Consider the following 26694-nt stretch of genomic DNA (forward strand, 5'->3'; position numbering starts at 1 on the left):
TTAATACAATCCTTCCTGTATATAGTTTTCCCTGTAGTCAGCTGCAGGCATAGGATTTTGTATTCCATCCTGCACATCCAACGGCGATGTACATACTGCTTTCTGGTCCATGCGCACTGCCGAATCTCTTTCAATAAGATTTGGAATGAAAAAAGCTTCATCCAGTCTGTGTGCCACTACTCTTCCTCGCTTGCCATAATCTGTTTTCTTCATCCTCCGGCTATCTGTTAAATCGCATATATCTATTATAAGCCGTGGTCCGGGAGGATAATACACTACATTGTAATCTTTGTCATGTGGTTCTATCTCAAGGGTAAGACCGAAGAGTGTATTACCATAACCAGGTATTATAACAGCATTGTGGAATAGAGCTTCTATTTTTTCGTAAGATTCCGGAGTAAGTGGAAGTCCTCCGATATGGATTCCCCGTATGCGGTTTCGCTTGAGGGGATGCATAGCTTCTCCAATGGCTATTGCAAGATCGGGAGTGCTGAAGAGTATGCCTATGTTCTGAATGTGTATAACACGAAGAGCCTGTTCCAGTATGTGCGCCCGGTATCTTTCAAATGGCATGGAACCGTGAGGCAGTTTTTTTGCCCATCTCGGGTCAAAGTCAATTGCAAAAGGCTGCATGGATCCAAAACTTACAGCCATGTCTATCGCAGATCTGTATATTATATGCGGACCCGATGGCCCGGCGAAAAGCCAGTTGAGGTGGCCGGGGAAATTCCGGCTTAATGCGATAACCCTGAAAAAATCTGAAAACGCAGCCCTGAATTCATCAACTCTGTATGCTGTGGTTTTTATTATGCCTGTGGTCCCGCCGCTTTCAGCAGTGAAAAAAGCGGGTTTATTGTCCGCAAAATATTTCGGCATGAATTCTTCAACTGGTGTGATTGCAAGGTCCTCTTCAGGTGTCTGTCCAAGGATGTAGAGGTCTTCGACAGATTGTATTTCCTTTACGGCATTTATTCCTAGCTCGGATTCTTTCTTAATCCAGTAGGGTGTGCCGAAAGAATGGTTAAAGTGGATGGAAATTATGTGTCTTAACCATTCATCTTTTTCGCAGTTTCGCCAGTTAAGCAGCATTCATTTGTTCCCTGAATATCTGGAAGAACTTTTCAAATACAGTGGAAAGCGATAAAGCTTCAATTACTGAGCCTTCTATCTCTATCTTTTTTTTGAAGAAAGCATCTTGCGGGCGGATTTTTGTTTCCAGAAGGTTTTCAAATGTTGCGCTGGAAGTGATGAACCTGAAACATGTTCTCTCCGGTATGTTAAAATCAAATGCTTTAAGCCTGCCATTTTCAATCTTTATCCGGTAACTTTTACACGTATCTTTCAGAGTAAGAACAAATTCCTGTGTGAGAGAGGATAACCCGGGGATTACCTCTTTGCCGATATAAGCGTTCATCATTATTTCAAAGTTATTTATAAGCGATGTGCACAAATTAAGCTCCTTTCCGAGAGTGTTCATGAAATAGTTTATGATCAGAAAAAAGTATTTTTTATCTGTGGAAGGGAATAACACTCCTTTTTCTTTAAGAATAAAACTCGTCTGCGATAGATCAAGCTCCGGTTCGTTGAAGAGATAAGGTCTGTAAGCGCTGATTGAATTCTTTAAGAGCATTTCCCGTTTTGAAAGACATTTTTCCCCATTGCCTGATTCTGAGATCAGGTCAAGCTTTGCCAATCCAAGTATCTCATGGAGTGTGCTGTTAAGCCGCTCTAGTGTTGGAGGATTCGGGTTCGTAAGATGGTATGTCCGCAATCCTCTTTCGCTTTCTGATTTTACAATTTCTGACACTGCTCTGGAGACAAAATCTACGGGAACGATGTTCTTGACGGTATTCTTATTACATTCAAGACGCAAAGGGATCTTGCCGTCTTTGCAGGAATATTTTTTCCCTATTGCAGATATTGCTCTGATGTAAGTATAAAGTCCGTTGAAATTGAAAGTTTTTCCGCAAACAGAGTCACCCATTATTATAGATGGTCTGAAGACGTTTAAACTGATGTTTGTCTTATTATGAAAATGCCGCAAAAGTTTCTCGGCTTCGAATTTTGATTCCTCGTATGAATTGTTGAACTTTTGAGACATGTCCAGGTCATCCTCAAAAAATCTCCTGTCCGTATCTCCTGCAACATATGCAGTGCTTACATAGTTTAATTCTCTGCAGTTTGTCTCAATGGCCAGCTCAAGAAGATTATGAGTGCCTTCGAGATTGGTTTTAAAAGTGGCTTCACGGTTTCTTTCGTCAAAGGATGTGCATGCCGAGCAGTGTATCAATGCAGGGGAGGAGTCTTTGACTAATGAGATATCGCTTTTACTCAGGCCGAAGTTTTTTGCATCTACATCACCTTCAATGACATCGATTCTGTGGTTCCTTGATATATCAGGTTTATTCCCCCAGAAACTGATAGCATCAATTATCCTGTCATATGCGCTTATTTTATCTTTGCTTCTTGCAAGGAATATGATGCGGTTGGAATCCCTGAGCAGCCTTTGTGCTATGCTGCTGCCAAGAAGTCCTGTTGCCCCTGTTATGAAAAATGTTTTTGCCATGCCGTTTTATTTGATTACCTTTAGCTTTGGAATTCTTTCTTCCTGATTATAATGGGCGTCGGTTGCAAATACGGATTTTGTGATTGTTGCAATCCTTGATGCCAGTTCAGCTCCATACAGCTTTATCAGTTCAGAGTCATATGTTATGGCTTCCAATGCCGTTTTTTTACAATAGTCGCAGGTATCGCACCCATCGTCGCAGCAGTAGCCGTTCCGGAATTTGTCCATGAAGCCGTTAAGTTTCAAGGGATCAAGCTTAATCTCAAGTGACGGAAGTGTATTTCCTTCTTCTGTTTTTCTGAAACTGTTCCAGTGGCACCAGCCAAGAAATGGGATGAGATTTCCTTTGTAAGCCTTTTTTACATAAGCTCCGGCTAATTCAAGAAGAGCTTCCGGTGATGAACCCCTCCCCGCAAGTTTGATCCATTTAACACCTGCGTCTGCAAGAAAATCAGTATCTTCAGGCCTTATCCACGGAGATGCAAGGAATTCCCAGGGTGATTCAAGTTTTTTCAGCGTGCATGCTAATAGATTATACTGGTTGTATGGTTTTTCTGCTTCACCATTGAACTTCTGACTCCCATGTCCGGTGTTACTGTAATGATAATATTCGTATGAGCAATGGTGAATACAGGTATGGTTCGCTATGACCTCAATTTCAGATGATACGGATGAGCAGATTTTATTTAGTGTTTTAAAATCTCTGTTCTTATCTGGGTCTATGACTATCCTTTCAATCCCAAGCTCTTCGAAACGTTTTGCAATTTTTAAATTGGATATGTAGCAGATGGATGATGCAGCAATTTTTATGTGGGGAAACTTTTCCCTGACTATCTCCATAAGATATGGAATGGTGATGACCATTTGTTTTACGCCGGCATCAGAAAGTCTTGAAAGAAAGCTTTCTATCTCAAGACGTCCATTACCGGAGTATTCTATATTTCCCAGACATGGAGCGTTTGCAAGATAGCTGAACTCAATCCCAAGGCTTTCAATATACTCTATATGTTTTTTCAGCTCTATGTATGAAGGGGAGGGAAGGTACTTGGAAGGTCTTGCTGAGCCTAATACAGATGTCTGCATGCTGCCGTAAAATTCGGCTATTTGGTTGTCTTCCCTGTCACGTTTGCTGTTTATCTCTGCTATGCTGTCAGCATAGCTTTTCTCAAACGTAGTTGGTAGCGTTATTCTCATTTTTTCTTTCATCTACAAAATAAATTTTAGTATTTCAAATTGTAAGAAAGAAGAATGGGGGGAGAAGATTGTTTCTCCCCCCTGTTAGTGTTTATTTTAAATTATGATGCTTAGTTCTGCGGTGTCCCGTTGTTTACCCAGTTATCTATAGTTGTTACAAGATCAGCTGCTAAAGATCCGCTTGGCGGCATTGTGCCTGCGTCAACAGCGGTTTTCATGGCACTTGCATTTGCAACTGCATCTGCATAAGTGTCGAGTTTCACTCCTGCTGATGGCGATGCACCTTTGTGACAGGATATGCAGTAAGAAGAAAGAATAGACTTTATGTCGGCGTCATAAGTTGGATTTGCGACCGGTCCGCCGCCGCCACCGCCAGAACATGCCTTTTTAGGATTTTTGACATACATCCATATCTTCGCTATCTGCTGTCTGGTAAGCACTCCTTTAAAAGAAGGCATTGAGCCGCTTATATCTGCACCTGCACTTTCTCCTGCTTCTCCAGCTTCACCGGAACTCTCACCGGCTCCTTCAGTTGAACCATTGAGTACGGTTTTAGTGAATTCCCCTTTGCTTTCACCTCTGATTTGCTTCAAACTTGTATGGCAGCTAGAGCAGTTTGCCTGAAAAAGAGTTTTACCGGTAGTGATCCCTTTGTCGCATTTAGCTGATACTTTGTTCATGATAAGTGGCGTAAGAGTAATTGCTGCTACTAATAATAGAACGACCGCTAAAGCTCCCAAAATGTTTCTTTTCTTAGTGTCCATTTCCAATCTCCAAAATAAAGGTTATTGTTTCTCTCTACCCCCATGCGACTTATTTACCCCAAATTTGTGTTTCAGATTTCTGTTGTCAGTAACAACACTCGGGAAGGCAACTACCTGATCACCGGTTGGGGGGTAGTGATCCTTTATTTTAATATTTAGGAAGTTGCCAATCCCGAGTTTATTTTTTTTAGTTATCATGAAAGTTTACCTATATAGTCATCATTAGCAATTATCATGCCAGCTTAAGATTTAAGAGTAGGTTATGAGATCTATTTGAAATAATTTAATATTTATTCATTGACTAATAAGGATACATTTATCGGGGTGTTTCATGTGTGAAAAAAAATTTTCATATGAAAAATTTTTTTCATTCATTATATAATCTGAAGGCATTTTCTAGCCATTGTTATCAATTGAGTTTTCCTCTGAAGATGAAACATCATAATAATAAGTATTTAATTGTGATGTTGCGTTATCTGATGATTTCCTGTGGCAATCAGTGCAATAAAAGGAAAGTGCAACTATACTCTCGTGAGATGTGGGAACTTTTTTTTGCGAAAACAGCCCTGCTACATATTTAATTAATGGGAAATCCTCTTTGGTTTTGCTTAATCTTGTTGGTTTCTTAAGACCAGTACTTGAAATAACAGTTTCATTGCTTCCGGATGCGAAAGTATTAGATTCTTTTGGATGCCTTTTCTCAACACGCTGGTGTTGCACATTATTTTTGGGATAATAGGCTTTCCATAAATTTGTAAGGATGACTGAAAACCCTGTGGTCAATACCAATTGTATAAATGCAAACACAACACATTCTACTAATTTTCTTTTCATAATTTTGCCCTTTCTGTTAAAGGTCACTTCTTAAACATCCTTGTTTCATTCCTGCGTACCAGTTTTAAATCTTTCTAATAATCTTTAAGATTTTATTAAGTTGCATTAGAGCAAGAACCATACCACCTGTGAGGATTTATAAAGTGATGCCATAATGGCATGAAAATAAAGGGATTAATTAAGCTGATAATTTTGACTGAGAAAATCAGGAGAAACTTATTGAAGAAAAATTATTTTCTAAATGAAAAAACTTTTTCAGAACGAATATTTGAAATTCACTGAAGTGTAGTTTCTGGAATACTCTTTCTCTGGATAATTGGACTCGTTATTAATAAATGCCTGACGGAGTGCAATGGCCAGGTTATCCATCAGATTATAGGAAAGAGATATGTCGGCTACGGCAAGTCTGTCAAGCCTTCTTGTACGACTAACTTCTTCTCCAAAAGCATCGCCGTCGAAATTCTGGAACTGATAAAGCATAATGACGTCAAGGGTCAGCTTTTCCGGAAGAGGGATAGAAAGAATAAGTGTTGCTTCGTTAAGTGTATAATTGAAATCCTGTTCATCGTTTTCATACGCTAATATGCCTTCGAATTCAGCAAGCTCCCTGTCTTCAAGCACATTGGTAATGTCATTAACGGAATTTGAAACGAAACGATATTTAAAGTTAACAAGACTTCCCTTCTCTAATATTTTGTTTACAGTTAAGATGATCTGATGTTCATGTCCTTTTGAGGTTTTCCCCTTGAACAGTGATATTTCCTCTTTTTCAAGCTCATTTTGTTCCTCGCGTTCAAAGAAAAGATTGTTGTTGCCGCGGTAAAGAGAGCCTTCGTATGTCCCGGTGACCCAGAAGGACTGGGAAAACTGGTATCTTGTCTGCAGAAAAAAGGAGTCGCGCGTAAAATTCCATTTTTTATTGTTTGGATATTTCTTAAAGCGGTTCAGATAACCGGCAGACACGGTAATCTCCCTGTTTATGTCATAACTAAGGGAAGATGTTGCAAAATTCGCGAAAAAATCGTGAAGATCTTCCTTGGGTTGACTGTGAAACATGGCGCGGTCATTGAGTGTAAGTTTCAGGGATTTCGAGATAGGGATATTCAAATCTATTTCGCCTATATGACGGTTTGAATTTTCTAGATATTCATCAGAATAAAATTTTTCTATTTCAGAAAATGATGCATTTAAGTTTATTTTGCTGCTGAAACTTTTAATGATTCCAAAGTTTAAATCAGTAACTGTCAGAAAATCTTCAAGGTTATTATTTGTTTCTCCGGGTATCGAATGATCCGTTGCTCCTTCAATATTGGAGTCATATGCAAATTCTAAAGATGCATCCCCATAAAATCTGAAATTATCAGCTTCATCTGCATAAGCGAAAATAGGAAAAAGCAAAAATAGGGACAGGATTATTAAATGATTTTTGGCCATATTATTGTCTTATTTAGCGGACATTCTGCTTGTTATGAGGGTTGTTAGTAAAGTCGCTCTCGCTATGGGTTTCAGTCTTTGGTCCCGTAAGGTTCGTGATACGCGAATTCAATTTGATCGATATTGTTTTCAATTCAGCTAACTGATGCTCATAACCTGAAATACTTTTTTTTATTCCGTTTATATGCATGTCAATTTCATCGATGTCATTCTGTATATTAGATGCATTTATCGATTCAGTCGGGCTGAAACGGTCACCAGCCTGTAATTTTTTTATTATTCCCAGCATCCTTATCTTGGCGTCTTTGGCTGTGTATAAATAATCAAGTTCATTATGAAGATTTTGTAAGGATTTTAACAGAACATTGATGTTATCATCAAGATATTCCAGATCTTCAGTGATTTCATCAATGTCGTTTTCATCATCTGACATTTTTATGCTTATATTAATGTCTTCAGAGTCTTTTTTGGCAACTTTGTCTGCGATAAGACTACCTGTTTCACTTATCTGCTTTTCAAGTGTCAGAATTTCGATGAGAGTTTTCTTTCTGATATTTGGGTCCTCCAGGTTTTCTAGATTCTCAAATTCTACAGTCAGTTCCTTCAAACGAATATTCCCAAGACTTTGAAATTCATGGGCATAGGAGATAATATTTTTCCTGACTGTAGATTTCCTTTTCTGGAGGGATGAGTATTCCTTTGACAATGAGTTTATTTCATTTAAAAGAGGATCGAGTTTGCTTCCCGCTGTAAACTTTATTCCAGGGGAGTTTCTTTTGATTATTTCTATATTTTCAGAGATTGCAACTGACTTGTTCTCTATTCCGATTTGTGTTTTTTCAATATTACCAATATTCACCTTTGCTTCTGATATTTTACTCCACAGGATATCTAATTTATTTTTAATATCAACGTTGCCGGCATATAGAACTTTTACAGGGAATAAGAAGGTAAGTGCGGCAATGAAGAGCATGATGAATCCATATTTTTTCAGTTTATACCGGAGCGCATTACGCTCCACACCAAGCACATCTGCAGTTTTGGAAATTCCCCCATTACAGCTGCTGAATGCTTTTCCTATCAGCTCTTTTTCATAACCTTCTATGGCGTCTGTAAGGCTGGAGTCATCTGTTTTGCTATATGGAGGTGCTGTTAAAGAAGATAACTTAATTCCCAGAGGCAGGTCGTGGATTTCGATAACTGACCCTTCAGCCATGACAATTGCTCTTTCAATAACATTTTCAAGCTCTCTGATATTGCCGGGCCAGCTATATTTTTTTAATTCTTCTAGAGCTTCCGGAGAAATAGAGATGATTTTATTTTTTCTTGCCGGTCCGTTTTCTCCCTGACATTTTTCAATAAAATGATTTACGAGAAGAGGGATATCCTCCCTCCTTTCCCTCAACGGCGGCAGATGAATTGAAATAACGTTAAGCCTGTAATAAAGATCCTCACGAAATTCCCCCTTTTTTATTAATTCTTCGATGTTTTTATTTGTAGCAGCTATTATCCTAACATCAACATGGCGGGTTTTATTGTCTCCTATCCTTTCAAACTCTTTTTCCTGAAGAACACGAAGAAGCTTAATCTGAACCTGTGGTGTTACATCTCCTATCTCGTCGATAAAGATTGTTCCTCCGTCCGCCATCTCGAATCTTCCTATCCTTGATTTCAATGCCCCGGAAAATGATCCTTTCTCATGTCCAAAAAGTTCGCTTTCAAGAAGGCCTTCAGGATAGACGCTGCAGTTTATTTTTATAAAAGGTTTTGTACTGCGGCTGCTCTTGTAATGAATAGCTCTTGCCGCAAGTTCCTTTCCAGTTCCGCTTTCCCCTAATATAAGCACGTTCGAGTTGCTGGATGAGACTTTTTCCAGGAGAGCATAAACAACCTGCATTTTCTCGCTATTCCCTATTATCTCATCAGTATTGTAACGGCTTTTTGCCTCCATCTTGAGGTACTCATTTTCCCTTGAGAGTCTCTTGACTTCCTTCAGCAGGGAGAGCTTTTCCAGCCCTTTTTTAATCTTTAGCTCAAGGTCTTTTGCACGGAAAGGTTTTTCTATAAAATCAAATGCTCCCTGCCTCATTGCCTCTACTGCAACATCAATTGAGGCATGGGCAGTCATTATTATCACGGGAGAGTCAACTTCAAGTTCCTTCATCTTTTTGAGCAGTTCGATGCCATCCATTTCAGGCATTCTGATATCAGCTACTACAATATCCGGCCGCTTGTTTTTAAGTATCTCTAGTGCAGACGTGCCGCTTTCAGCTTCCTGAATTGAATATCCCTCATCTTTCAGTGAGATGGACAGTCCTTCCCTGAAGCTTTTATTATCGTCGACCAAAAGTATTGTATTTTGTAAGCTCATAATTTAATTATCTACCATATAGGCAAATACATAGCAATTTCCGTGCCAGTACCTGCGGAGAATATTTTTATTTCTCCGTTATGTTCTTTAATTATCTTTTGAGTAATTGAAAGACCAAGCCCGGTTCCTCCATTCTTTGTGCTGAAAAAAGGATCAAAGACTTTATTTATGTTTTTTTCATCAATGCCCGGGCCGTTATCTCTTATTTTAATACAAAAAAAGTTGCTATCCTCTTCCTGACCATTACCATCAGCCTCATTAAATGGTTCCAAAGCTCCATTTAAACGTCCCGTCTGAATTGTTATTGTTCCTTTACCCTTCATTGCCTGAATGGAATTTATGAATACGTTAAACAATGCTCTTTTTATCTGATCTCTATCAATGTTTATAATCGCTTCCTCTTCAGTATATTCTTTTATGATTTCTATTTTGTCTTTTTCAGGAGAAATTGGCAGCTGCGATGTTACTTCGTCTATAAGTGAGTGTACCGGATGTTTCCTCAAATCCAGAGAAGGAGGTCTGGAAAAAACAAGAAACTCTGTTATGAAATTGTTTAGCGTCTCTATTTCTTTTGAAACCCTGTCACAAATTTCAGAATCAGATTTGTTGCTTTCGAGCTTTTTTCTCAGGATATCCATGTAAATCTGGATGCTCCCGAGCGGGTTTCTGATTTCATGCGCAATACCCGCAGACATTTCACCAATAGCTGCAAGCCTTGCATTATGTTCAATCTTTTTACTTATTGAACTAATCATGTGGTTAAATGTTTCAGCAAGCTGGTCTATTTCGTCGTCGCCTTTCGAGTCTATTGAGACATTAAAATTGCCGTCTTTAATCTGAGTAGCAACCTGCTCAAGTTTCCTGACTTTTTTTACAACAGTGTTGGCAAACAGCAGGCTCAGGAACACTGTTACACATAAACTTGCAGCACCTGAAATGGCTATCCATTTAAGAATATCATCAATAAGCTGCAGAAACTGCGGGTTGGCATCAACAGCTATAACGAATTCTACTTCCCCCTTTTCGCTTGTTAAAGGATGGAAAGCTGATTTATAAAGATGTCCATCCTGTCCTCTGTACAATGGGGAATAGGAAGCTATGCCTTTAAATGCTTTTTCTATCTCTTCCCTGTATGCATAAGTATTGGGATTTCTCGCGCCAGACATTTCAGGATGTATAAGGTCAAAAACTGTTACCTGCTTTATATTTAATATTGTGATGTCTTCAATATCGCCGGATTTCATGACTGGTGTCAGTCTCTTAACAAGCCTGTTGTTGTCAGCTTCAGAAAGTGAAGCCTGACTTAATAATTTAATGCTGTACGGGGTTATCTCCTCTGATGCTGCATCAGCAACTCTTATAAGTTTTTTACCGAAGTCCTTATCAAGCTCATTAAGATTTATGTAATAAAAGAGATATCCGGCTATGAAGTATATAATTATTACACTTACTACAAAAACTAATATCGTTCTCGTAGCAAGTTTCTGCTGATATCCTTTGCGGAATTTTATGGCCATTTTCAAACCAAGTTTTTCTAGTTTTAAATTTTAAAACTGTTTTTGTTGACTACGGGTAAAATAATGACATAAAATTATAAAAAATATAACAATAAAAATTTATACCAGATGATACGCTTGTTCCGATGTGCTGATTGTAATGAAATATTCGCATTTACGCCATTTGATTCCTGCCCCCAGTATGAGACTGCGCTCCAATCAGGTCAATATATTGAAATTTGCCAGAACGACAGGACTTCTATAATTAATATGCATTCAAATCACAATGTGGTCGAGCTTTATATACAGCATGAAACGTTAGCTTCTGAGGTTCCTTTGAGTGAACCGGTTAAAACAGTTTTTTTCAATGCAAGGGATAATCAGAACTCTTTTGCAATTAAACGTTCGCATGGAAATATCACAGCGCTTAGTAAATATGAGGTAGCCGGCGAGTTTGTAATGATGAGTGTAGTTTCCATATCTGTTCAGGAAGAAGAAATAGCAAGACAACTAACGTTTGACTTTCCTGATCTTCAACTTGAAAAACGTGATCAGATAATATCGCAGTTTAAAAAAATTGCCGGTAAATTGAAGTATAATGAAATCACAGACACATACGAGGACGACAGGAATCCGCTTGTAGAGTATGCTGTTATAAAAAAGAAAAAGATAACTAATTTTATTAATCTCATCTTCTGGCTTTTTGAGGAGGATGAAGGTAAGCGGTTTATGGAAAAGCTCAATGATTATTTTGCACCTTACGGGTGCATGAACCTGGTCGTCAGAAAAAAGATCGTCATAGGCAATGCCAGTCAACTATCAAATATTTTGAAGTTCCCGGCCCGAGAGGAATTAGTTAACCTAAGAGATGTTGTCTGATATTTCAGGAAAACTAATGGATTTTATACTTCTTACTCTTTAATAAGGAAAGTTATAAGCAACAGGAATACGACAATTATTCCTGCTGCAAGATAAATTCCCATGAGTAAGGTCGAGTTGGAAAATTGCTTCAGAAGTTCCGGTCTGTTCAGTCCGAATATCCAGTAAAGTGAAAAGGCATAGCATGCCGCAAGAGCTATTTTTTTGTGCCCCATGAGCATTAAAATAGCGGCTAAAAGAAGAAAAAGAGATATTTGCCAGAGCGGAATGGTAATTTGAATGGTTTTAAGGATTTCTGTATCCATATACTATTACCGGCGAACGAAAGTTAGTTATCAGAGGTTTCTTGCCTTTTCTTCTCTTTCAGCTTCTGTCTTACACTTAATACAGAGCGTTGCTACAGGCCTTGCCATAAGACGTTTTATACCAATTTCCTCACCGCAGCCTTCACAGATCCCGAAATTTCCATTTCTTATTTGTTCCAATGCCTGGTCTATTTTTTTGAGAAGATTTCTTTCTCTCTCTCTTATCCTGATTGTAAAATTCCGGTCTGATTCTGCGCTAGCGAGGTCTGTTAAATCAGGGTATGCCTCTGTTTCAGAATGAAGACTTGAACTGAATGCTCCTTCTACATCTTTCAAAATTTCAGACTTTCTCAATTCGAGTATCTTCTTTATTTCAGAGTACTTATCAAGGGATTGTTTCTTTTCTTTTACAATCACCTTTGGTTTTTTCACTACTTTTTTCTTCTTTTTTACAGGCATTCTAACTCTCCGCTCTTAATAATAAAGTAACACAATAGTATTGTATAGCATATGGTCTGTCAATAAATAAATTTTTCAGAAATTCTCCATTATTTTGATGTTTCAATCGTTCTTGCTGAGTTTCTTATTGAATTCTGCTTTCAGTATATTCCTGGCACGTACGGCATCTTCTTTTTTTACAAAAATCCTTATTAACCCCAGCCCGTCAATATTTACAGGGAATTGAGGGACCTTGTTTGACTGACATTCGAGACTTATCCCTTCACTTTCGAGCAAGGACTTTAGTACTAAAAATTCACTCTCTTCAGTCGTATTAAATATTTCAACCATATCTTTATAATGATGGTCCATAATGTCTCCTGATTTAAAAGTACAATTAAAAGTTACCACTTGTCAATATGAGCCAAAGCATGTTTATCTTGAAAATACCTCTTTTTAAATTAGAATTTAAAATAGGCTGAAATGAAAAACTTGCTGATATATAAAAAGATTCTTCTTTTAATGGTGACATGCGTTTTTATTCTTTCATGCAGCAAAGGAAGCAACAATGAAAGTGTAGAGCCAATTCAAACCAAGTCAGAACATAATGAACAATCGTCAGATCTAAAAATCTTTTCAGATCAGTGGTTTGGATTTTATTTCAAGGGGAATAAACTAGGGTATCTTCACAGCATTGGAGCCCGGATGTCAGGAGGTTATATGTGTAAATCTTATGGAGTAGTGAGTATGCAGACTGAGCCCGGGATTTCACAGCAGACATCAATAAGCGAACAAGTATATATGGATAATAATTATAATCTTACCGGTTTTACGTATGTTTTAAATGCCGGTGCAAATCGCATTTCATTGACAGGGAGTGTTGACGGAAAAACAATGCAGACCGTCATTGAAACCGGCGGCAAAACTGAAGTTAGCAGAGAAGATATCAGTGGACCGCTTTTCTCCTCTGTTTCTTTTAAAATTAAGTCTATCAGGGAAGGAATAAAACCGGGGACAAAATATGATGGGAATGTCTATTTCCAGCCAATGAAAAAGATAGCTGCCATGAGTGTCCGCGTTGGTGATGAAGGTGAAATTGAGATTTCCGGAAAGAAACTGAAGGTCTTTCCGGTATATGAAGAGATAGGTGGATTTAAATCAACATCATGGGTTAGCGCAAATGGAGATATAATCAAGGAAGAGTCTTTTGAAGGATTCGAGCTTATAGCTGACAATGAAAATAACGCCAAACGACTTGACTCAACAATGCATGCCGGTCAGTTTCTTAAGCTTGCCCAGGTCAAGACAGATAAGGAAATAGAGGAACCTTCAAGGACAAATACCATTAAAATCCAATTCTGCGGTCTCGGAAACAAAGCAAAGATTCCGGAAAGGGATTATCAGACCGTTTCTTCCGAAGAATATGAATCAGGATCAGGGGGTAAAAAATCAGTAACAGTTGAAATAGTGAAACCTAAAGTTGGAACTTTTAAGACTCTTGTGCTTCCAATAACTTTTTATCAGCAGTATTTGAAACCGACCCAGTTCATCCAAAGCGACAATGAAAAAATAAAAAAAATAGCAGCTGACATTTTAGGAAAATCCGGCAATGATTCAGTAAGATTTATCCGGTCTGGTCTTGAATGGCAAAAGGACAACATAGGAACGAGCATGACTGAAAATTTTACGGCACTTGATACCTTAAAGAGCGGAGAGGGTGAATGTCAGTCAAATGCAAATCTATTTTCTGCAATAATGCGTGCAGGATCTGTTCCATGCAGGATTGTTACCGGGATTGTTTATCCTGAAGAGGGAAGCGGATTTATGTATCATGCATGGTGTGAGGTTTATATCGGTAAATGGATTGCGGTTGATCCTACATTTAAACAGTTCCCTGCTGACGCGACTCATGTTATTCTCGCAGATGGTGACATTTTCTCCCAGATAGGGATAATTAATTTTATTGATAACTCAGGGATAAAAGTTTTAAAGGTTAGTTATGATTAGATGTGAAGACCTTATAGAGAAGATGAACACATATATACCGGAAATGGATGAAACCATAGTACGGAAGGCATATGTGTTTGCAGCTAAAGCACACAGAGACCAGTTGCGTGCCTCTGGAGAGCCCTATCTTTCTCACCCTCTTGAAGTAGCATCAATACTTACCGATCTCAGAATGGATATGGATACGGTTGCGGCAGGCATTCTCCACGATACCATAGAAAATACACCGGTTACACTCGAAGAGATAACGGCAATGTTTAACCAGACAGTTGCGCTGCTCGTTGATGGAGTTACCAAGATAGGACAGATTGAATACAAGTCCTTTGAGGAGCGGCAGAGTGAGAATTTCAGGAAGATGATTATTGCCATGGCGAAGGATATTCGTGTTGTTTTGATTAAACTTGCAGACAGACTGCACAACATCAGAACATTGCAGTACCTCTCTGAAACAAAACGAAAGCTTATTGCACAGGAAACTCTTGAGATATACGCACCGATTGCCAACAGGCTTGGTATAGGATGGATGAAATGGGAACTTGAAGATGAATCGCTTAGATACCTTAAGCCTGATCTTTATTATGAACTTGCCAAAAATGTAAGGAAGAAAAGAAGGGAACGGTTAAAGTATATAGAAGAAGTAAGAGATATTATTTATAATCATCTCAGCAATGCCGGCCTTATCCTGCGGGTTGAAGGAAGACCCAAGCATCTCTACAGCATTTACCAGAAAATGCAGCGCAGACACATAAGCTTTGATGAAGTTTATGACCTCATGGCGTTCAGGGTAATTACCAAATCAATCAAGGATTGTTATGCAGCACTCGGAGTAGTTCACTCCCTCTGGACCCCGATCCCGGGAAGGTTCAAAGATTACATAGCCATGCCAAAACCGAATATGTATCAGTCGCTTCACACTACAGTCATGGGACCGAGCGGAAACAGAATAGAGATACAGATCCGGACTGATCAGATGCATGAAGTGGCTGAAAGAGGAATTGCGGCTCACTGGGGATACAAGGAAGGGAAAAACATTGCAGAAGTTAAAGGAGACGAATTCAACTGGCTTCAGCAGATCCTGAACTGGCAAAGGGATCTTAAAGATCCGAAGGAATTTATGGAAAGCCTGAAACAGGAGCTTTTTACGGAAGAGGTCTATGTGTTCACTCCTAAGGGAGAGGTTAAATGTTTTCCAAGAGGAGCGACAGTGGTTGATTTCGCTTATTCCATCCATACCGATGTAGGCCATAGATGTACCGGTGCAAGGGTGAATGGAAAGATTGTTCCCTTAAAATACCAGATGAAGAGCGGAGACACAGTCGAAATACTTACTGCACAAAACCGCTATCCAAGCAAAGACTGGCTCAATTTTGTCATTACATCGAGGGCGCAGAACAAGATCAAGGTTTTCCTGAGAGAGGAAGAGTCAGGAAGGAGCTTGAACCTTGGCAGGACGCTTATTGAAAAGGAATTGAAGAAGTATGATGTCAGTCTCTCCAAAGCAGTTGATACTGATGATTTCAAAAAGGCCTGCAGCAGCGTAGGATATACAAAACCTGAAAATTTGTTCATTGCGGCCGGCTATGGAAAAATATCTCCTAATGCCTTTGTGCAGAAGCTTCTTCCTGATGCGAAAATTGATAAGGCGGCAGGCGATGAAGAATCCAGCTACGAAAAGTTCAAGGACAAGATAAAAAAAATTATCAGGAAGGATGACTCTGCAGGAATAAAGATCAAGGAAATTGACAATATTCTAATAAGATTTGCAAAGTGCTGCAGTCCGGTTCCGGGTGATAATATAAAGGGTTTCATTACAAGAGGAAGAGGAGTGACAGTACACAAAGATGACTGTGCCCTGTTAAACAAAATAGATATAGATCCAGCTCGGAGAATAAATGTAGAGTGGGACCTTAAGATTGAAACTACACGTCCGGTCAAGGTTTGTGTAACTTCTCAGAACAAAAAAGGGTTACTGGCAAAGGTAACTGCAATAATTTCAGGAAATAATATAAATATAGTTTCCGCAAATGTTACTACCATTGAACATGGCAATGCTGTAATGACTTTTGTGATCGAAGTAAAGAATGTGAAACAATTGAACAAGGCATTGCTGACAATAAAAGATTTGGATGGTGTTGTTGATGTTGAAAGGGCAGGGATTTCTGAGAGTTCAATCAATACGGAGGGTTTAAAAAGTGAGTAAATTAAGAATTATTAAATGTCAGGATGCTCCGGCAGCAATAGGACCATATTCGCAGGCTGTAACAGCGGGCGGATTCCTTTTTATCTCAGGCCAGATACCGATTGATCCAGGCACAGGATCGATAGTCTCCGGTGGAATAGAGGAGCAGACTGAAAGAGTCCTAAAAAATATAGAGAATATCCTCATTTATTCAGGCCTTGGCCTTTTTGATGTTGTAAAGACAACTGTCTATTTGAATGATCTTAAAAATTTCGAGAAATTCAACGGGGTCTATGGAAAATTCTTTGAAATAGACCCTCCGGCAAGAGCTACCGTAGAGGTTTCTAATCTTCCCAAAGGAAGCCTTGTAGAGATAGATGCAATAGCTGTAATTAAATGAGGAGAGGCTTATGACTATGCCGGTTGCCACAGGCAGTCAGATGCGTGAGATTGACAGGATCACTATCGATGAGAGAGGAATTCCCGGGATTACATTGATGGAAAATGCAGGGCAGGGAGTTGCACATGCTGTCAGGAAGTATCTGGGACCACTACACGATAAGAATATTGTTGTTGTATGCGGCAAAGGTAATAATGGCGGTGATGGCATGGTAGTCGCCCGTTTACTTTCCAAAGAATGCCCTTCTCTCCAGATTTTTCTCCTTGCAGATGAAAAAGAACTTAAAGGCGATGCACTTGAAAATTATAGACGAGCAAGAACTGAAGAAATCAGGGTTGCCGAGTTAAAGAATTCGAAAGACCTGATTGGAAAGAGCCTCGGCAATTTAGAGGAAGCGGATATTATAATTGATGCCATATTCGGGACAGGCATAAACGGGCCGGTAAAGGGATTTTATGGTGAAGTCATAGAGCTTATTAATAGAACTTCCGCAAAGGTTGTATCAATTGATGTTCCTTCAGGGCTGTCATCCGATTCAGGTGAGGTTTTCGAACCGGCTGTACATGCTTTTATGACAGTGACCTTAGGTTTGCCCAAAGTATCTTCCATTGTTTATCCGGCGGCCTCACTTTACGGACATCTTGAGATTGCAGATATAGGTATACCTGATGAAGTTGTAAAGGGTACTAGCTTTAATATAAATCTTATTGAAAAGGAAGATGTGGCATCACTCATTCCCGTAAGACAAAGAGATGCACATAAGGGGGATTTTGGCCATCTGCTAATAGTGGGCGGCTCACCGGGAAAGAGCGGTGCAGTGATCATGGCGGCCAATGCAGCACTTCGGAGCGGTGCCGGGCTGGTAACGGTTGTTGTACCACAGAGTCTTGACATGGTAATGGAATGCGGACTTCTTGAAGCTATGTCACTTTCGCTTCCTGAAACCGAAGATGGAACCTTATCTCCCAAAGGTGTTAAACAGTTTCTGCAATTTGCAAAAAACAAAAGCGTTATAGCGATAGGCCCTGGGATAGGAACTAATAATGAGACGCTGGAATTTCTATCCTCTATACTTTCATCAGTAGATATTCCGGTTGTGTTAGATGCAGATGCGATTAACCTTGTTGCAAAAAATCCTGAAATATTAAAAAACACAAAGGCAGAGATTGTCATTACGCCACATCCCGGAGAGATGGCTCGTCTGGCCGGTATCCAGTCATCAGAGGTTCAGGCAAGAAGATTAGAAATCTGCAATGAAGTAGCTTCCAAATATAATGTTACTGTGGTGCTAAAGGGGAAAAATTCCATTATCTCAAAATGCGGAAGGTTTGCTTATATTAATCCAACCGGAAATCCCGGCATGGCTTCAGGAGGGAGCGGAGATGTGCTTACTGGTGTTATAGCCGGTCTCATTTCACAGAAGATAGAGCCTGGAGATGCAGCATATGCCGGTACATATATCCACGGACTTGCGGGTGATATGGCTGCTTCTGCAACAGGGGAGATTTCTTTGATTGCACGGGATATAATAGAGTATATACCGGAAGCTATTAAGGAATGCCTTAAATGATTTTCTTTGAATAAAAATTAACCACAGAGAACTCAGAGAAAAGCGCTGTGTCCCGTGTTGTTTTATTCCGCTGTAAGTTATATCAATGGTATGGTAAAAATAATTGATGTTCCATTAACGAGAGAACTTTCTGCCCATATTCTGCCTTTATGAAATTCTATTATTTTTTTTGAGATTGCAAGGCCCAGTCCGCTTCCTCCGGAGTCTCTGCTTCTTGACTTGTCAACTCTGTAGAAACGTTCAAATATTCTCGGCAGGTCTTCAGCAGGAATTCCATGCCCTGTATCTTTTACTGTAACTTTTGCATTAGCTCCATCTGTTTCAACACTGATGAAAATATTCCCGTTCTGTTCGGTGTGACGTATGGCATTTGAAATAATGTTCGACAATACCTGTCTGATTTTTGGTTCATCCGCTTTTATATAGAGTGATGTTGATGGTTTTTGGCTGAATCCAATCCTGATGTCCTTCTGCTTTGCTATAGTTTCGAATTTATCAGTTGATGCCTCTATTACAGATGCAAGGTCGATTGTCTGGAAATCGAATTCACACTGTCCCAGGTCCATTTTTGAAAAATCAAGCAGATCACGAATAAGATTATCCATGCTTTTCACTTCTTCAGAGATGTCGTTTAAGTATTTTTCGGTCTTTTCGCGGTCAAGTTTTTTATCGATCAGGATCTCTGCTTCAGTCTGTATCCTGGTAAGAGGGGAACGGAGTTCATGAGAGATATCTGCGACAAGCTCTCGTCTGTGCTGGTAGAGTTTTGCAAGTTTTTCCGACATTACATTGAAATTACTGGCAAGCACTCCTATTTCATCTCCCGATTTAACATTGACAGTATAACCGAATTCGCCGTCTGCAATTTTTTGCGATGCCCCTATTATTTCTTTTATTGGATTGGTTATATTCCTGGATATGGGAAATGCCATGAGGGTCAATACCAATATGGATGTTATCAGCATTGCCCAGACAAAATATTTTCTTTCCTCAGGATAATAGGCCTGATGTTTTCCCTGGAGTAAAATTATATTTTCATTCTGCGATGTTAAAATAGTAGAAAAGAGTATTTCTCCTTTTGGTTTCATTAAATATCTGCGTGCAGAGCCTGAGCTGTTTATCTCATCAATGAGTGTGGTGATGTTTTCTTCAGAGAAAGGTATGGAGTGCGATTTGTCGGCAAATACTGTGAGAAGAACATTCCCATTCGATAAAAGGATCCTGAAATCGGAACTTGTTCTTGTTGCTATATTTTCAAGAAATGATTCTATCTCATCCCTGTTTGTTATGGATCCGTTTTCAACTCTGATTTTTTTCTGAAGAAGATGGCCAATAAGTTGAATCTCACGGCTTGTCTCTTTTTTATAAAAAGAAGGGTCATCGGTAGCTTTCCTCAGCAATGCGGTGAAAGATAAAATTATGGTTGAAATGATTATAATATATATAAAAATAGCGAGGACAATTTTACTGTAAATAGTATTGAGCTTAATCATTTTCAGATTCGAACTTGTAACCGATTCCCCATATGGTTTTTATGTAAGAGGGATGTCTGTGGTCATTCTCTATTTTTTGTCTTAGATGACTTATGTGGGAATCGATGGCCCGATCAAATGGTGTAAGCTCTTTTCCTCGGACTATGTCAAGAAGCTGGTCTCTAGTGAAAACTTTCCCCGGGTTCGAGCAGAAAAGCCTAAGCAGGTTAAATTCTGTAAGGGTCAAGACTATTGGTTTCCCGTCTTTAATTACTTCACACTTTGGGATGTTAATGGAGAAAGATGAGAACCTGATAATTTCAGGTTTGCTGTCAGCGTTGTTCATCCGGTTTGCACGGCGCAGGGCAGCCTTGATCCTTGCAAGAAGTTCTCTCATGCTGAATGGTTTTGTAAGGTAATCGTCGGCACCGACTTCAAGCCCGACAACAATGTCGGTCTCGTCTCCTTTTGCAGTGAGTATGATTATTGGGACAGAGCTTGTCTTTCTTATTTCACGGCAGACATCAAGCCCTCCCATTTTTGGCATCATAAGGTCAAGTATGATGAGTTCAGGAGATATTTGCCTGAAAAGTTCTATCCCTTTTTCACCGTTTGGTGCTGAAGATATGTCGAATTCCTCGTCTGCAAGGTATTCTTTGATATTCCTTACAAGTTTTTCATCGTCTTCAATTATAAGTATTTTGTTTTTCATGACAATGTTTCCTCATACTCTTTCATTGCTGAGCAGGCAGAACATCTAACGCAGCCCGCTTTTGAACGCTCAGAAGAAAGGCCGTATTTTTTTGTAATAGCAGATACTTTTCTATAAACCTTATCCTGATAATCTGGATCAGGCGTTCCCAATTCAAAAGCTTCTGTCCCCGGGATTGGATGAAGTGGCAAAACAAAAGGATATACCCCAATTTCAGCAAGCATCTCGCTTCCATCAATGACTGACTGAAAGGATTCACCAATACCGGTTATTATAAAAGAGCTTACCTGATTTTTCCCAAAAAGTGAAACCGATTCTTTCCATGCATCTTTAAATGTTGCAACTGATATTAAACTTTTTGCAGGAGTCATTTTCTCTCTCACTCTGTCATCGAAGCTTTCTATATGTATGCCAATGGTGTCTGCACCGGCTTGTTTAAGCTTTTGAAGAGATGAGCTTAAGTCATTGTTAGGAATTATCTGAACATGTACAGGTAAATATGATGAATCTTTAATCATACGGATAGATTCTGCAAGATAATTAATATGCGAAGAATGATCATTTAAGGAACCTGATGTAAGAGTTATATGGCTGACTTCGTCATGCAGTTTGGCATATGCAGCGACTTCTGCGATGTCCTGAGGAGTTTTCTCAGCTATTGTAGTTCCGCATGCAAGTGAAAATTCTATGGCACAGAACCTGCACTTTTCCCCCTGTGCCCAGAAATCACATTTCTGGATTAATGTTGTAGCAAGACAATCCATTCCATGAAGCAGGGCGATTTTTTTGTATGAAGTTCCTGATTCAGTTTTCATTCCGTAGAAAAGGGGAGGGGAGATAAGATTAACTTCTGAGACAATTGAATCTCCATTTTTAAGAAAAGCACCATTTCCATCTTTTTCTAATTTATAGGAACTCTGTCTTCCGGTGTGCTCGGCAAAAGGAGCATTTATCTGGGTGCGGCCAATTAGAAAAGTCATGCTCCCTGCAGGGCCTGCGCCACTGGCTCTTCCTCCTGATGTTCCTTCACCGCAGTGCACTCCATACGATTGAAGATCAATTTTTAATTTTCTGATATCCATTTCAGGATATTTATCAATATTGCTGTTCATGGTCTTTAAAAATCTGAATTACAGAGGGTTTGTCAAGGAATAAATGAGAAGTGTTGTTTTAGATATTTACGGTGATAATAATAAACAAAAAAATCCGGCAATAACTTATAAACACCGTATATTGCCGGATCCGGATAAACTATTTCAATTGAAAATACTTCTCTGCTCCGTCACATTTGATTGTTTCTATGTGGAAGCCCTTGATGCCTGCATAACCGGGATAGGTTTCTCCCGTTACTTCGACTTCATGACCCACTACATGGACAAGAGTAAGCCACTTAAAAAGTCCTTTAGTATTGACAGTTGCTCCAAAAACTCTCGTTATTCTCGGTGCATTTGGAGTCTGTGCAGGCATTACACCCTGTTTTGGCGTAGGGTAGTATAGCTGGCCTTCTTTTGTAAGAATTAACAGCTTGCTTCCGCGCTCAGCACTGAATTTTACCTTCTTCAGTTCTTCATCCGTGTAGGGCTGATTATATGGTTTTGTCTGCGGTGACGTAGTCCCGTTAAACATGCTGTCTCCTTCAATAACTACACCGGTTAAAACCTCAGCCCTGATATTCGAAGCTGACAGGCATATTGTTATTAACAGCATTAAACCAAATACGGTTGTTATATTTTTCGCTTTCACTTTTTTCCTCCCGCTTCAATATCAATGAGATTATATTGTTGTCATATCTTCCTGAACAATAACCTCTGCCGCCGCTCTGCGCGCCTTAAGGTCCTTGTAAATAAGATATGTTGAAATACAAAAACCAGAGAAGATAGCGAACATTATAGGCCAGTTTATATGGACCCAGGGTTCCTTAAGCATTCCCCATTTTGCCAGTATCTCAATGTCATTCCAGAATATCATAACTGTTGGGATTGCATAGCGGATGTTTGGCCCGAATTTGTCGTAGTTTAAGATTTTGTATACAAGATAAAACGCAACTGCAAAGGAGCAGTAAAAGCACATATACGTGAATTTACCATGTGCTCCGAATATCTGCTCGTCATAGGCAAGCATCAGAAGAACATAGAAGAACCATGTTGTGCATATATATTCGAATGCAGTACGGGGACCGTAGTTATCTATTTTGCCGGTTGCAAGTACTCCTCTCATAAGATGTAGTTTCTTTCTGAGATAACAAAATAAATTGCACCTTACGCTTTCCTGATACATGAGGTACATACAGACCATTACAAGCAGACCTACTGTCCACTCCATGAGTCTGTATTCAGGGTAACTTCCGTTGTAGGCATAGGATACACCGAGCCTTTCGGAGCCGTAGATAAGGCCGTATTCAAATGCTGTCCACATGAATGTGCCGCCTATTACTCCAAAAAAACTTTGCCATCCGTCTTGCTTCATCCATTTTGTCGCTGCTATGCAGAGAAAGCCGGTCACAGCCATTATCTGTCCGAAAGTCCACTTGAAATCCGGATAGTCCTTATTGATTATGACCATTATTATGTGTCCTAAAGCTATCGTTCCGAATATCCAGACAAGAGATACTGCTGTTACGAAAATAGCCTTTAATTTAATTGGCCTTTCACGCATCTGTTTGATAGTAGCCATTAGCCTATAACCTCCATCATTAAAGTAATTGTATAGGGTGCTTTGAGGGTATATATAGAAATGAAATGTATATTAAATATTTATATTTTGTAAATTTAGTAATTCATTGGTAAAATTAAGAAACTTTACAAAAAGAATTAAGTCGCAAATCAGCCTTTGCCGTTAAAAGAAAGAAAAAAAGGAGCTTATTATGGGTGGATATACATTGGTGACAGGAGGTGCCGGATTCATTGGCAGCCATGCGGCTGAGTATTTTGCAGGAAAAGGTCAAGATGTTGTGGTTCTCGACAATTTATCCAGAGCTGAGTTATTGGGAAAAAGCGATAAAAATGCTTCATATAACTGGAACTATCTTAAAAAAATAAAAGGAGTTAAGTTAATAAAGGGAGATGCCCGTGACTCATCTCTTGTTGAAAAACTTGCAAAAGATGCGTCTGTAATCCTCCATGCTGCTGCTCAAACTGCTGTTACGACATCTGTTGTTAATCCTGCTCCGGATTTTTCTGTAAATGCTACGGGGACTTTTACTGTGCTGGAAGCGGCCAGAAAGAGCCGCAGAAAGCCGACAGTTGTATACTGCTCGACAAATAAGGTTTACGGTCATAATGTGAATGAAATAAATGTTAAGGAACTAAAGACAAGATATGCCTTTAATGAAAAGAAGATAAGGGGAATAACTGAAACCTTTTCGATAGATCTTTGCGAACACACGCCCTATGGCTGTTCAAAACTTACCGGCGATCTCTACGTACAGGATTATGCCTATCAGTATGGAATCCGTACCGGAGTATTCAGGATGTCCTGTATTTACGGGACAAGGCAGTTTGGAGTTGAAGACCAGGGATGGGTTGCATGGTTTAGTATTGCCACACTTAAGGGTGCTCCGATTACTATCTATGGCGACGGGAAGCAGGTGAGAGATGTTCTTTTTGTTACCGATGTTGTTAAGGCATATGATGCGTTTATTGAAAGCAGTATTCCTCATGCGGTTTTTAATACCGGCGGTGGACCGGAAAATACCATGTCTCTTATTGAACTTCTTGGAATTCTGGAAAAAGAAACCGGGATGAGAAGTAAAATCTCTTACAGCGACTGGCGTCCAAGTGACCAGAAAGTGTATATCTCTGATATAACCAAGATCAAAAAGACTCTTAAATGGAAGCCTGCAATTTCACCTGAAGAAGGCGTGAAAAGAATAATCAGTTGGGTGAAAGGAAATATATCTGTTTTTTGAAAAAGTTCTTTTATACGGATTTAGATATTTCTTTCAGTAATCCTTCTATTTCCGCTATTTCTGTTTTTGAAATTTGCACCTGTCCATATTTTAACTTATAGAACCAATTGATGATGATCCTTGCTTTCTCTTTGACATGAGGGTTTATTCCTTCAAGTGATTCAAAAAAATCGTATCCGGTCATATATGGTTTTTTCTTGTAACCCTGCTTCTCAAAAATAGAGACCAGTTTGTTGTAAAAAGAGACGTCTGATACGGTTGTTTTATTTTTCCTTACTGACGCAGCGATGAAATAAAGGAATAATATGATGATTAAAAGTGACACAATAAATATGAGAAGTTTAAATGGTGTAGCGTATGATGTATCAAGAATATAAAACAAACTTTTTATCGTACTAACTGCCTGTCCAAGAAAGTCGTTCAGATAGGACCTTATGTTTTTATATGATTCATTCATTTTGATACTCATTCCTGTAGCAGCATTAATTTGCATCTTAAGGTCATAATCAACGACATAATTACTCCATGCCATTTTAATACTGTCGAGAAACATTAATAAGGATGATAGAAAGTAAGATGATGGGTTTGAATCCGGCAAGGATGGTGTTGCATCAAAAACTGCCCATCCCTGATTTTCAATATAAGCTTCAACCCATGAATGGGCATCTTCCTGTCTTACAATGTAATATTCACCATAGTCATTCCATTCTCCTCCGTAAAATCCATTTACGTAACGCGCAGGAATGCCAACAGATCTCAACATGAGAGTAAGGGCTGTTGCGAAATATTCACAATGTCCTTCCTTGCTTAAAAAGATGAATTCATAAAGCGGGTCAGTTGAATTTGAAATTCTATGAAGATCACGCGTATATCTCATTTTTTTTCTTAAGTAGTCTTCTATGCTCTTTACCTTTGAATAATCATCATTGATCCCGGAAGTAATATTTATTGCCAGTTCCTTGATGCGGCTGTCAATATGCTTTGTGTCTGTATATGCCGCGCGTTCCTGCTTTGAAAGAGTGACATGCATTACCCCGTCAGATGAGCTTTCAGCCTTATAACTAAGAAAATAATAGTGGGGCCATGGAGTGAACAATGATAAAGAGCTGTCGTTAAAAATGCCTTTTATGTTTCCGGATAAGTTTGATAATGAAATCACAGGATACAATGCGAATATTACTTCTGAGTCTATTGCTTCAAGAGAAATGGTTTGTTGTATTATTTCTCCTTTATTCGAAGTTAGATTGGGCTTGAAAACAGTATTGTTGTAAACAATAGGCCTGTAACTTCTGTTTAAAATACTGCTTCTGTGCCATCTGTTATCCTTATATAGATCATATGCAAGACCTCTCCATCGCAATTGGGAAGCAGGAATCCGCGGGCTTATTATGGCTCTTAAGACTATCTTAGGGTTTTCAAGTATTTTACCTATGTCTCCAATCTGAGTTTGTTCTGAAAAGCCTGATATTTTTTCGGCTGTTCCGAATTTACTCATCATGAAACCTAAACCAATCCTGGGGAAAATGAGAAAGAATGAGATTGTGAATATGAATGTAAAAGTGAGAACAAAAAGTGTGCTCGCCAGAAAAAATCGGTCTATGATCCTGAGCCTCCGTGGATTGGTTTTAACCAGGATCTCCGGAGTCAAATCATATAGATTAAATCTGGATTTAATGGAGGACGGGATAAACTTAAAGTTTATCCTTATATCAGATAGTATTTTGAATTGTATAAGTGTGAATACAGCTGCGAGAAGATAAAGTATGAAACAGATGGAAAAATAAAAATTGTCTGAAACTGATGCAGCTACAAGAAGATTCATGAAACTTATAAGGCATATGCTCCAATATTGTCTTCCGATTTCCGGCTTAAATAAAAGCAAAAGCAGGTATAGAAGCAAAAAATGTGATAATGAAAGAAGAATCGATCCTGAAATAACTGCGTAATCTGTTGATGCCATAATCAGGCATACAATTATTAAAACAATAGGGTTAGCATTGTGTATGGATGCCGTTGCTTTGTTAACGGGTCTAAACAATGAAAGAATTAAAATCCCAACTGATACGATAAAAAGCAACCATGATTTTTCAGCAATGGCAAGTGCGGATAATGAACATAATACCATTAAATAAGTTGTAATATTCAGGCTTTTGTTAAGTCCCATAT

Annotated in this window: 23 protein-coding genes; 6 read left to right on the top strand and 17 right to left on the bottom strand. The window is 39.0% G+C overall.

The window, feature by feature from the left end; all coding sequences use genetic code 11:
* The 8 genes from HZA77_06635 to HZA77_06670 all read right to left on the bottom strand — a co-directional run bounded on the left by HZA77_06635 (nucleotide 1) and on the right by HZA77_06670 (nucleotide 10680).
* Nucleotides 1–1089 carry a hypothetical protein gene (locus tag HZA77_06635; GenBank protein ID MBI5375094.1) on the bottom strand — a complete coding sequence of 363 codons (1089 nt, stop codon included), beginning with the start codon at nucleotides 1087–1089 and terminating at the stop codon, nucleotides 1–3.
* Nucleotides 1079–2566 (bottom strand): SDR family oxidoreductase, encoded by a 1488-nt coding sequence (locus tag HZA77_06640; protein ID MBI5375095.1) that lies wholly within the window; start codon nucleotides 2564–2566, stop codon nucleotides 1079–1081. The genes HZA77_06635 and HZA77_06640 overlap by 11 nt, the downstream gene beginning before the upstream one ends.
* 6 nt (nucleotides 2567–2572) lie before the next feature.
* Complete coding sequence (locus HZA77_06645) at nucleotides 2573–3760, bottom strand: U32 family peptidase (protein MBI5375096.1); 1188 nt, start codon at nucleotides 3758–3760, stop codon at nucleotides 2573–2575.
* A gap of 110 nt (nucleotides 3761–3870) precedes the next feature.
* A complete protein-coding gene (locus tag HZA77_06650; GenBank protein MBI5375097.1) occupies nucleotides 3871–4524 on the bottom strand; it encodes a c-type cytochrome in 654 nt (217 codons plus the stop codon).
* Nucleotides 4525–4920: 396 nt separating this feature from the next.
* On the bottom strand, nucleotides 4921–5358 hold the full coding sequence (locus tag HZA77_06655) for a hypothetical protein (protein ID MBI5375098.1): 438 nt from the start codon (nucleotides 5356–5358) through the stop codon (nucleotides 4921–4923).
* 255 nt (nucleotides 5359–5613) lie between these two features.
* Nucleotides 5614–6792, bottom strand: a complete 1179-nt coding sequence (locus HZA77_06660) for a hypothetical protein (GenBank protein MBI5375099.1) — start codon at nucleotides 6790–6792, stop codon at nucleotides 5614–5616.
* Nucleotides 6793–6805: 13 nt separating this feature from the next.
* Nucleotides 6806–9163: a sigma 54-interacting transcriptional regulator gene (locus HZA77_06665; GenBank protein MBI5375100.1), complete on the bottom strand. Its 2358-nt coding sequence runs from the start codon at nucleotides 9161–9163 to the stop codon at nucleotides 6806–6808.
* Between the two features lie 11 nt (nucleotides 9164–9174).
* A complete protein-coding gene (locus HZA77_06670) occupies nucleotides 9175–10680 on the bottom strand; it encodes a HAMP domain-containing protein (protein ID MBI5375101.1) in 1506 nt (501 codons plus the stop codon).
* A gap of 117 nt (nucleotides 10681–10797) precedes the next feature.
* Here HZA77_06670 and HZA77_06675 point away from each other — a divergent pair, with 117 nt between their 5' ends.
* Entirely contained in the window at nucleotides 10798–11538 is a 741-nt protein-coding gene (locus HZA77_06675; GenBank protein MBI5375102.1) for a hypothetical protein, read from the top strand.
* 32 nt (nucleotides 11539–11570) lie between these two features.
* Here the strand turns inward: HZA77_06675 and HZA77_06680 are convergent, their stop codons facing one another.
* The 3 genes from HZA77_06680 to HZA77_06690 form a co-directional block, all read right to left on the bottom strand.
* Nucleotides 11571–11843, bottom strand: coding sequence for a hypothetical protein (locus HZA77_06680; protein MBI5375103.1), 273 nt, complete (start codon nucleotides 11841–11843; stop codon nucleotides 11571–11573).
* Nucleotides 11844–11873: 30 nt separating this feature from the next.
* The gene (dksA, locus tag HZA77_06685; protein MBI5375104.1) at nucleotides 11874–12302 is read right to left on the bottom strand and encodes an RNA polymerase-binding protein DksA; all 429 of its coding nucleotides are present in this window, start codon (nucleotides 12300–12302) and stop codon (nucleotides 11874–11876) included.
* Between the two features lie 102 nt (nucleotides 12303–12404).
* Complete coding sequence (locus HZA77_06690; GenBank protein ID MBI5375105.1) at nucleotides 12405–12653, bottom strand: DUF2007 domain-containing protein; 249 nt, start codon at nucleotides 12651–12653, stop codon at nucleotides 12405–12407.
* 111 nt (nucleotides 12654–12764) lie between these two features.
* Between HZA77_06690 and HZA77_06695 the strand changes: the two genes are divergently transcribed.
* The 4 genes from HZA77_06695 to HZA77_06710 are packed head-to-tail and all read left to right on the top strand — an operon-like array spanning nucleotide 12765 to nucleotide 18437.
* A complete protein-coding gene (locus tag HZA77_06695) occupies nucleotides 12765–14288 on the top strand; it encodes a transglutaminase domain-containing protein (protein MBI5375106.1) in 1524 nt (507 codons plus the stop codon).
* On the top strand, nucleotides 14281–16488 hold the full coding sequence (locus tag HZA77_06700; GenBank protein ID MBI5375107.1) for a bifunctional (p)ppGpp synthetase/guanosine-3',5'-bis(diphosphate) 3'-pyrophosphohydrolase: 2208 nt from the start codon (nucleotides 14281–14283) through the stop codon (nucleotides 16486–16488). The genes HZA77_06695 and HZA77_06700 overlap by 8 nt, the downstream gene beginning before the upstream one ends.
* Nucleotides 16481–16867: a RidA family protein gene (locus HZA77_06705; protein MBI5375108.1), complete on the top strand. Its 387-nt coding sequence runs from the start codon at nucleotides 16481–16483 to the stop codon at nucleotides 16865–16867. The genes HZA77_06700 and HZA77_06705 overlap by 8 nt, the downstream gene beginning before the upstream one ends.
* Before the next feature lie 10 nt (nucleotides 16868–16877).
* Nucleotides 16878–18437, top strand: a complete 1560-nt coding sequence (locus tag HZA77_06710) for an NAD(P)H-hydrate dehydratase (protein ID MBI5375109.1) — start codon at nucleotides 16878–16880, stop codon at nucleotides 18435–18437.
* Between the two features lie 77 nt (nucleotides 18438–18514).
* Here the strand turns inward: HZA77_06710 and HZA77_06715 are convergent, their stop codons facing one another.
* From HZA77_06715 to HZA77_06735, 5 genes are all read right to left on the bottom strand, one after another.
* Complete coding sequence (locus HZA77_06715) at nucleotides 18515–19930, bottom strand: HAMP domain-containing protein (GenBank protein MBI5375110.1); 1416 nt, start codon at nucleotides 19928–19930, stop codon at nucleotides 18515–18517.
* Complete coding sequence (locus HZA77_06720) at nucleotides 19923–20621, bottom strand: response regulator transcription factor (protein ID MBI5375111.1); 699 nt, start codon at nucleotides 20619–20621, stop codon at nucleotides 19923–19925. The genes HZA77_06715 and HZA77_06720 overlap by 8 nt, the downstream gene beginning before the upstream one ends.
* Nucleotides 20618–21733 carry an MSMEG_0568 family radical SAM protein gene (locus tag HZA77_06725; protein ID MBI5375112.1) on the bottom strand — a complete coding sequence of 372 codons (1116 nt, stop codon included), beginning with the start codon at nucleotides 21731–21733 and terminating at the stop codon, nucleotides 20618–20620. Before HZA77_06725 ends, HZA77_06720 begins: the two co-directional genes overlap by 4 nt.
* A gap of 139 nt (nucleotides 21734–21872) precedes the next feature.
* Nucleotides 21873–22364: a hypothetical protein gene (locus HZA77_06730; protein MBI5375113.1), complete on the bottom strand. Its 492-nt coding sequence runs from the start codon at nucleotides 22362–22364 to the stop codon at nucleotides 21873–21875.
* A gap of 30 nt (nucleotides 22365–22394) precedes the next feature.
* Nucleotides 22395–23294 (bottom strand): hypothetical protein, encoded by a 900-nt coding sequence (locus tag HZA77_06735; GenBank protein ID MBI5375114.1) that lies wholly within the window; start codon nucleotides 23292–23294, stop codon nucleotides 22395–22397.
* A gap of 190 nt (nucleotides 23295–23484) precedes the next feature.
* Here HZA77_06735 and HZA77_06740 point away from each other — a divergent pair, with 190 nt between their 5' ends.
* Nucleotides 23485–24528 carry a GDP-mannose 4,6-dehydratase gene (locus HZA77_06740; protein ID MBI5375115.1) on the top strand — a complete coding sequence of 348 codons (1044 nt, stop codon included), beginning with the start codon at nucleotides 23485–23487 and terminating at the stop codon, nucleotides 24526–24528.
* 10 nt (nucleotides 24529–24538) lie between these two features.
* Here the strand turns inward: HZA77_06740 and HZA77_06745 are convergent, their stop codons facing one another.
* Nucleotides 24539–26692, bottom strand: a complete 2154-nt coding sequence (locus HZA77_06745; protein ID MBI5375116.1) for a DUF3488 domain-containing protein — start codon at nucleotides 26690–26692, stop codon at nucleotides 24539–24541.
* Between the last annotated feature and the right edge of the window lie 2 nt (nucleotides 26693–26694).

The sequence above is a fragment of the Candidatus Schekmanbacteria bacterium genome, assembly GCA_016219965.1.
GTDB lineage: Bacteria > Schekmanbacteria > GWA2-38-11 > GWA2-38-11 > J061 > JACRJM01.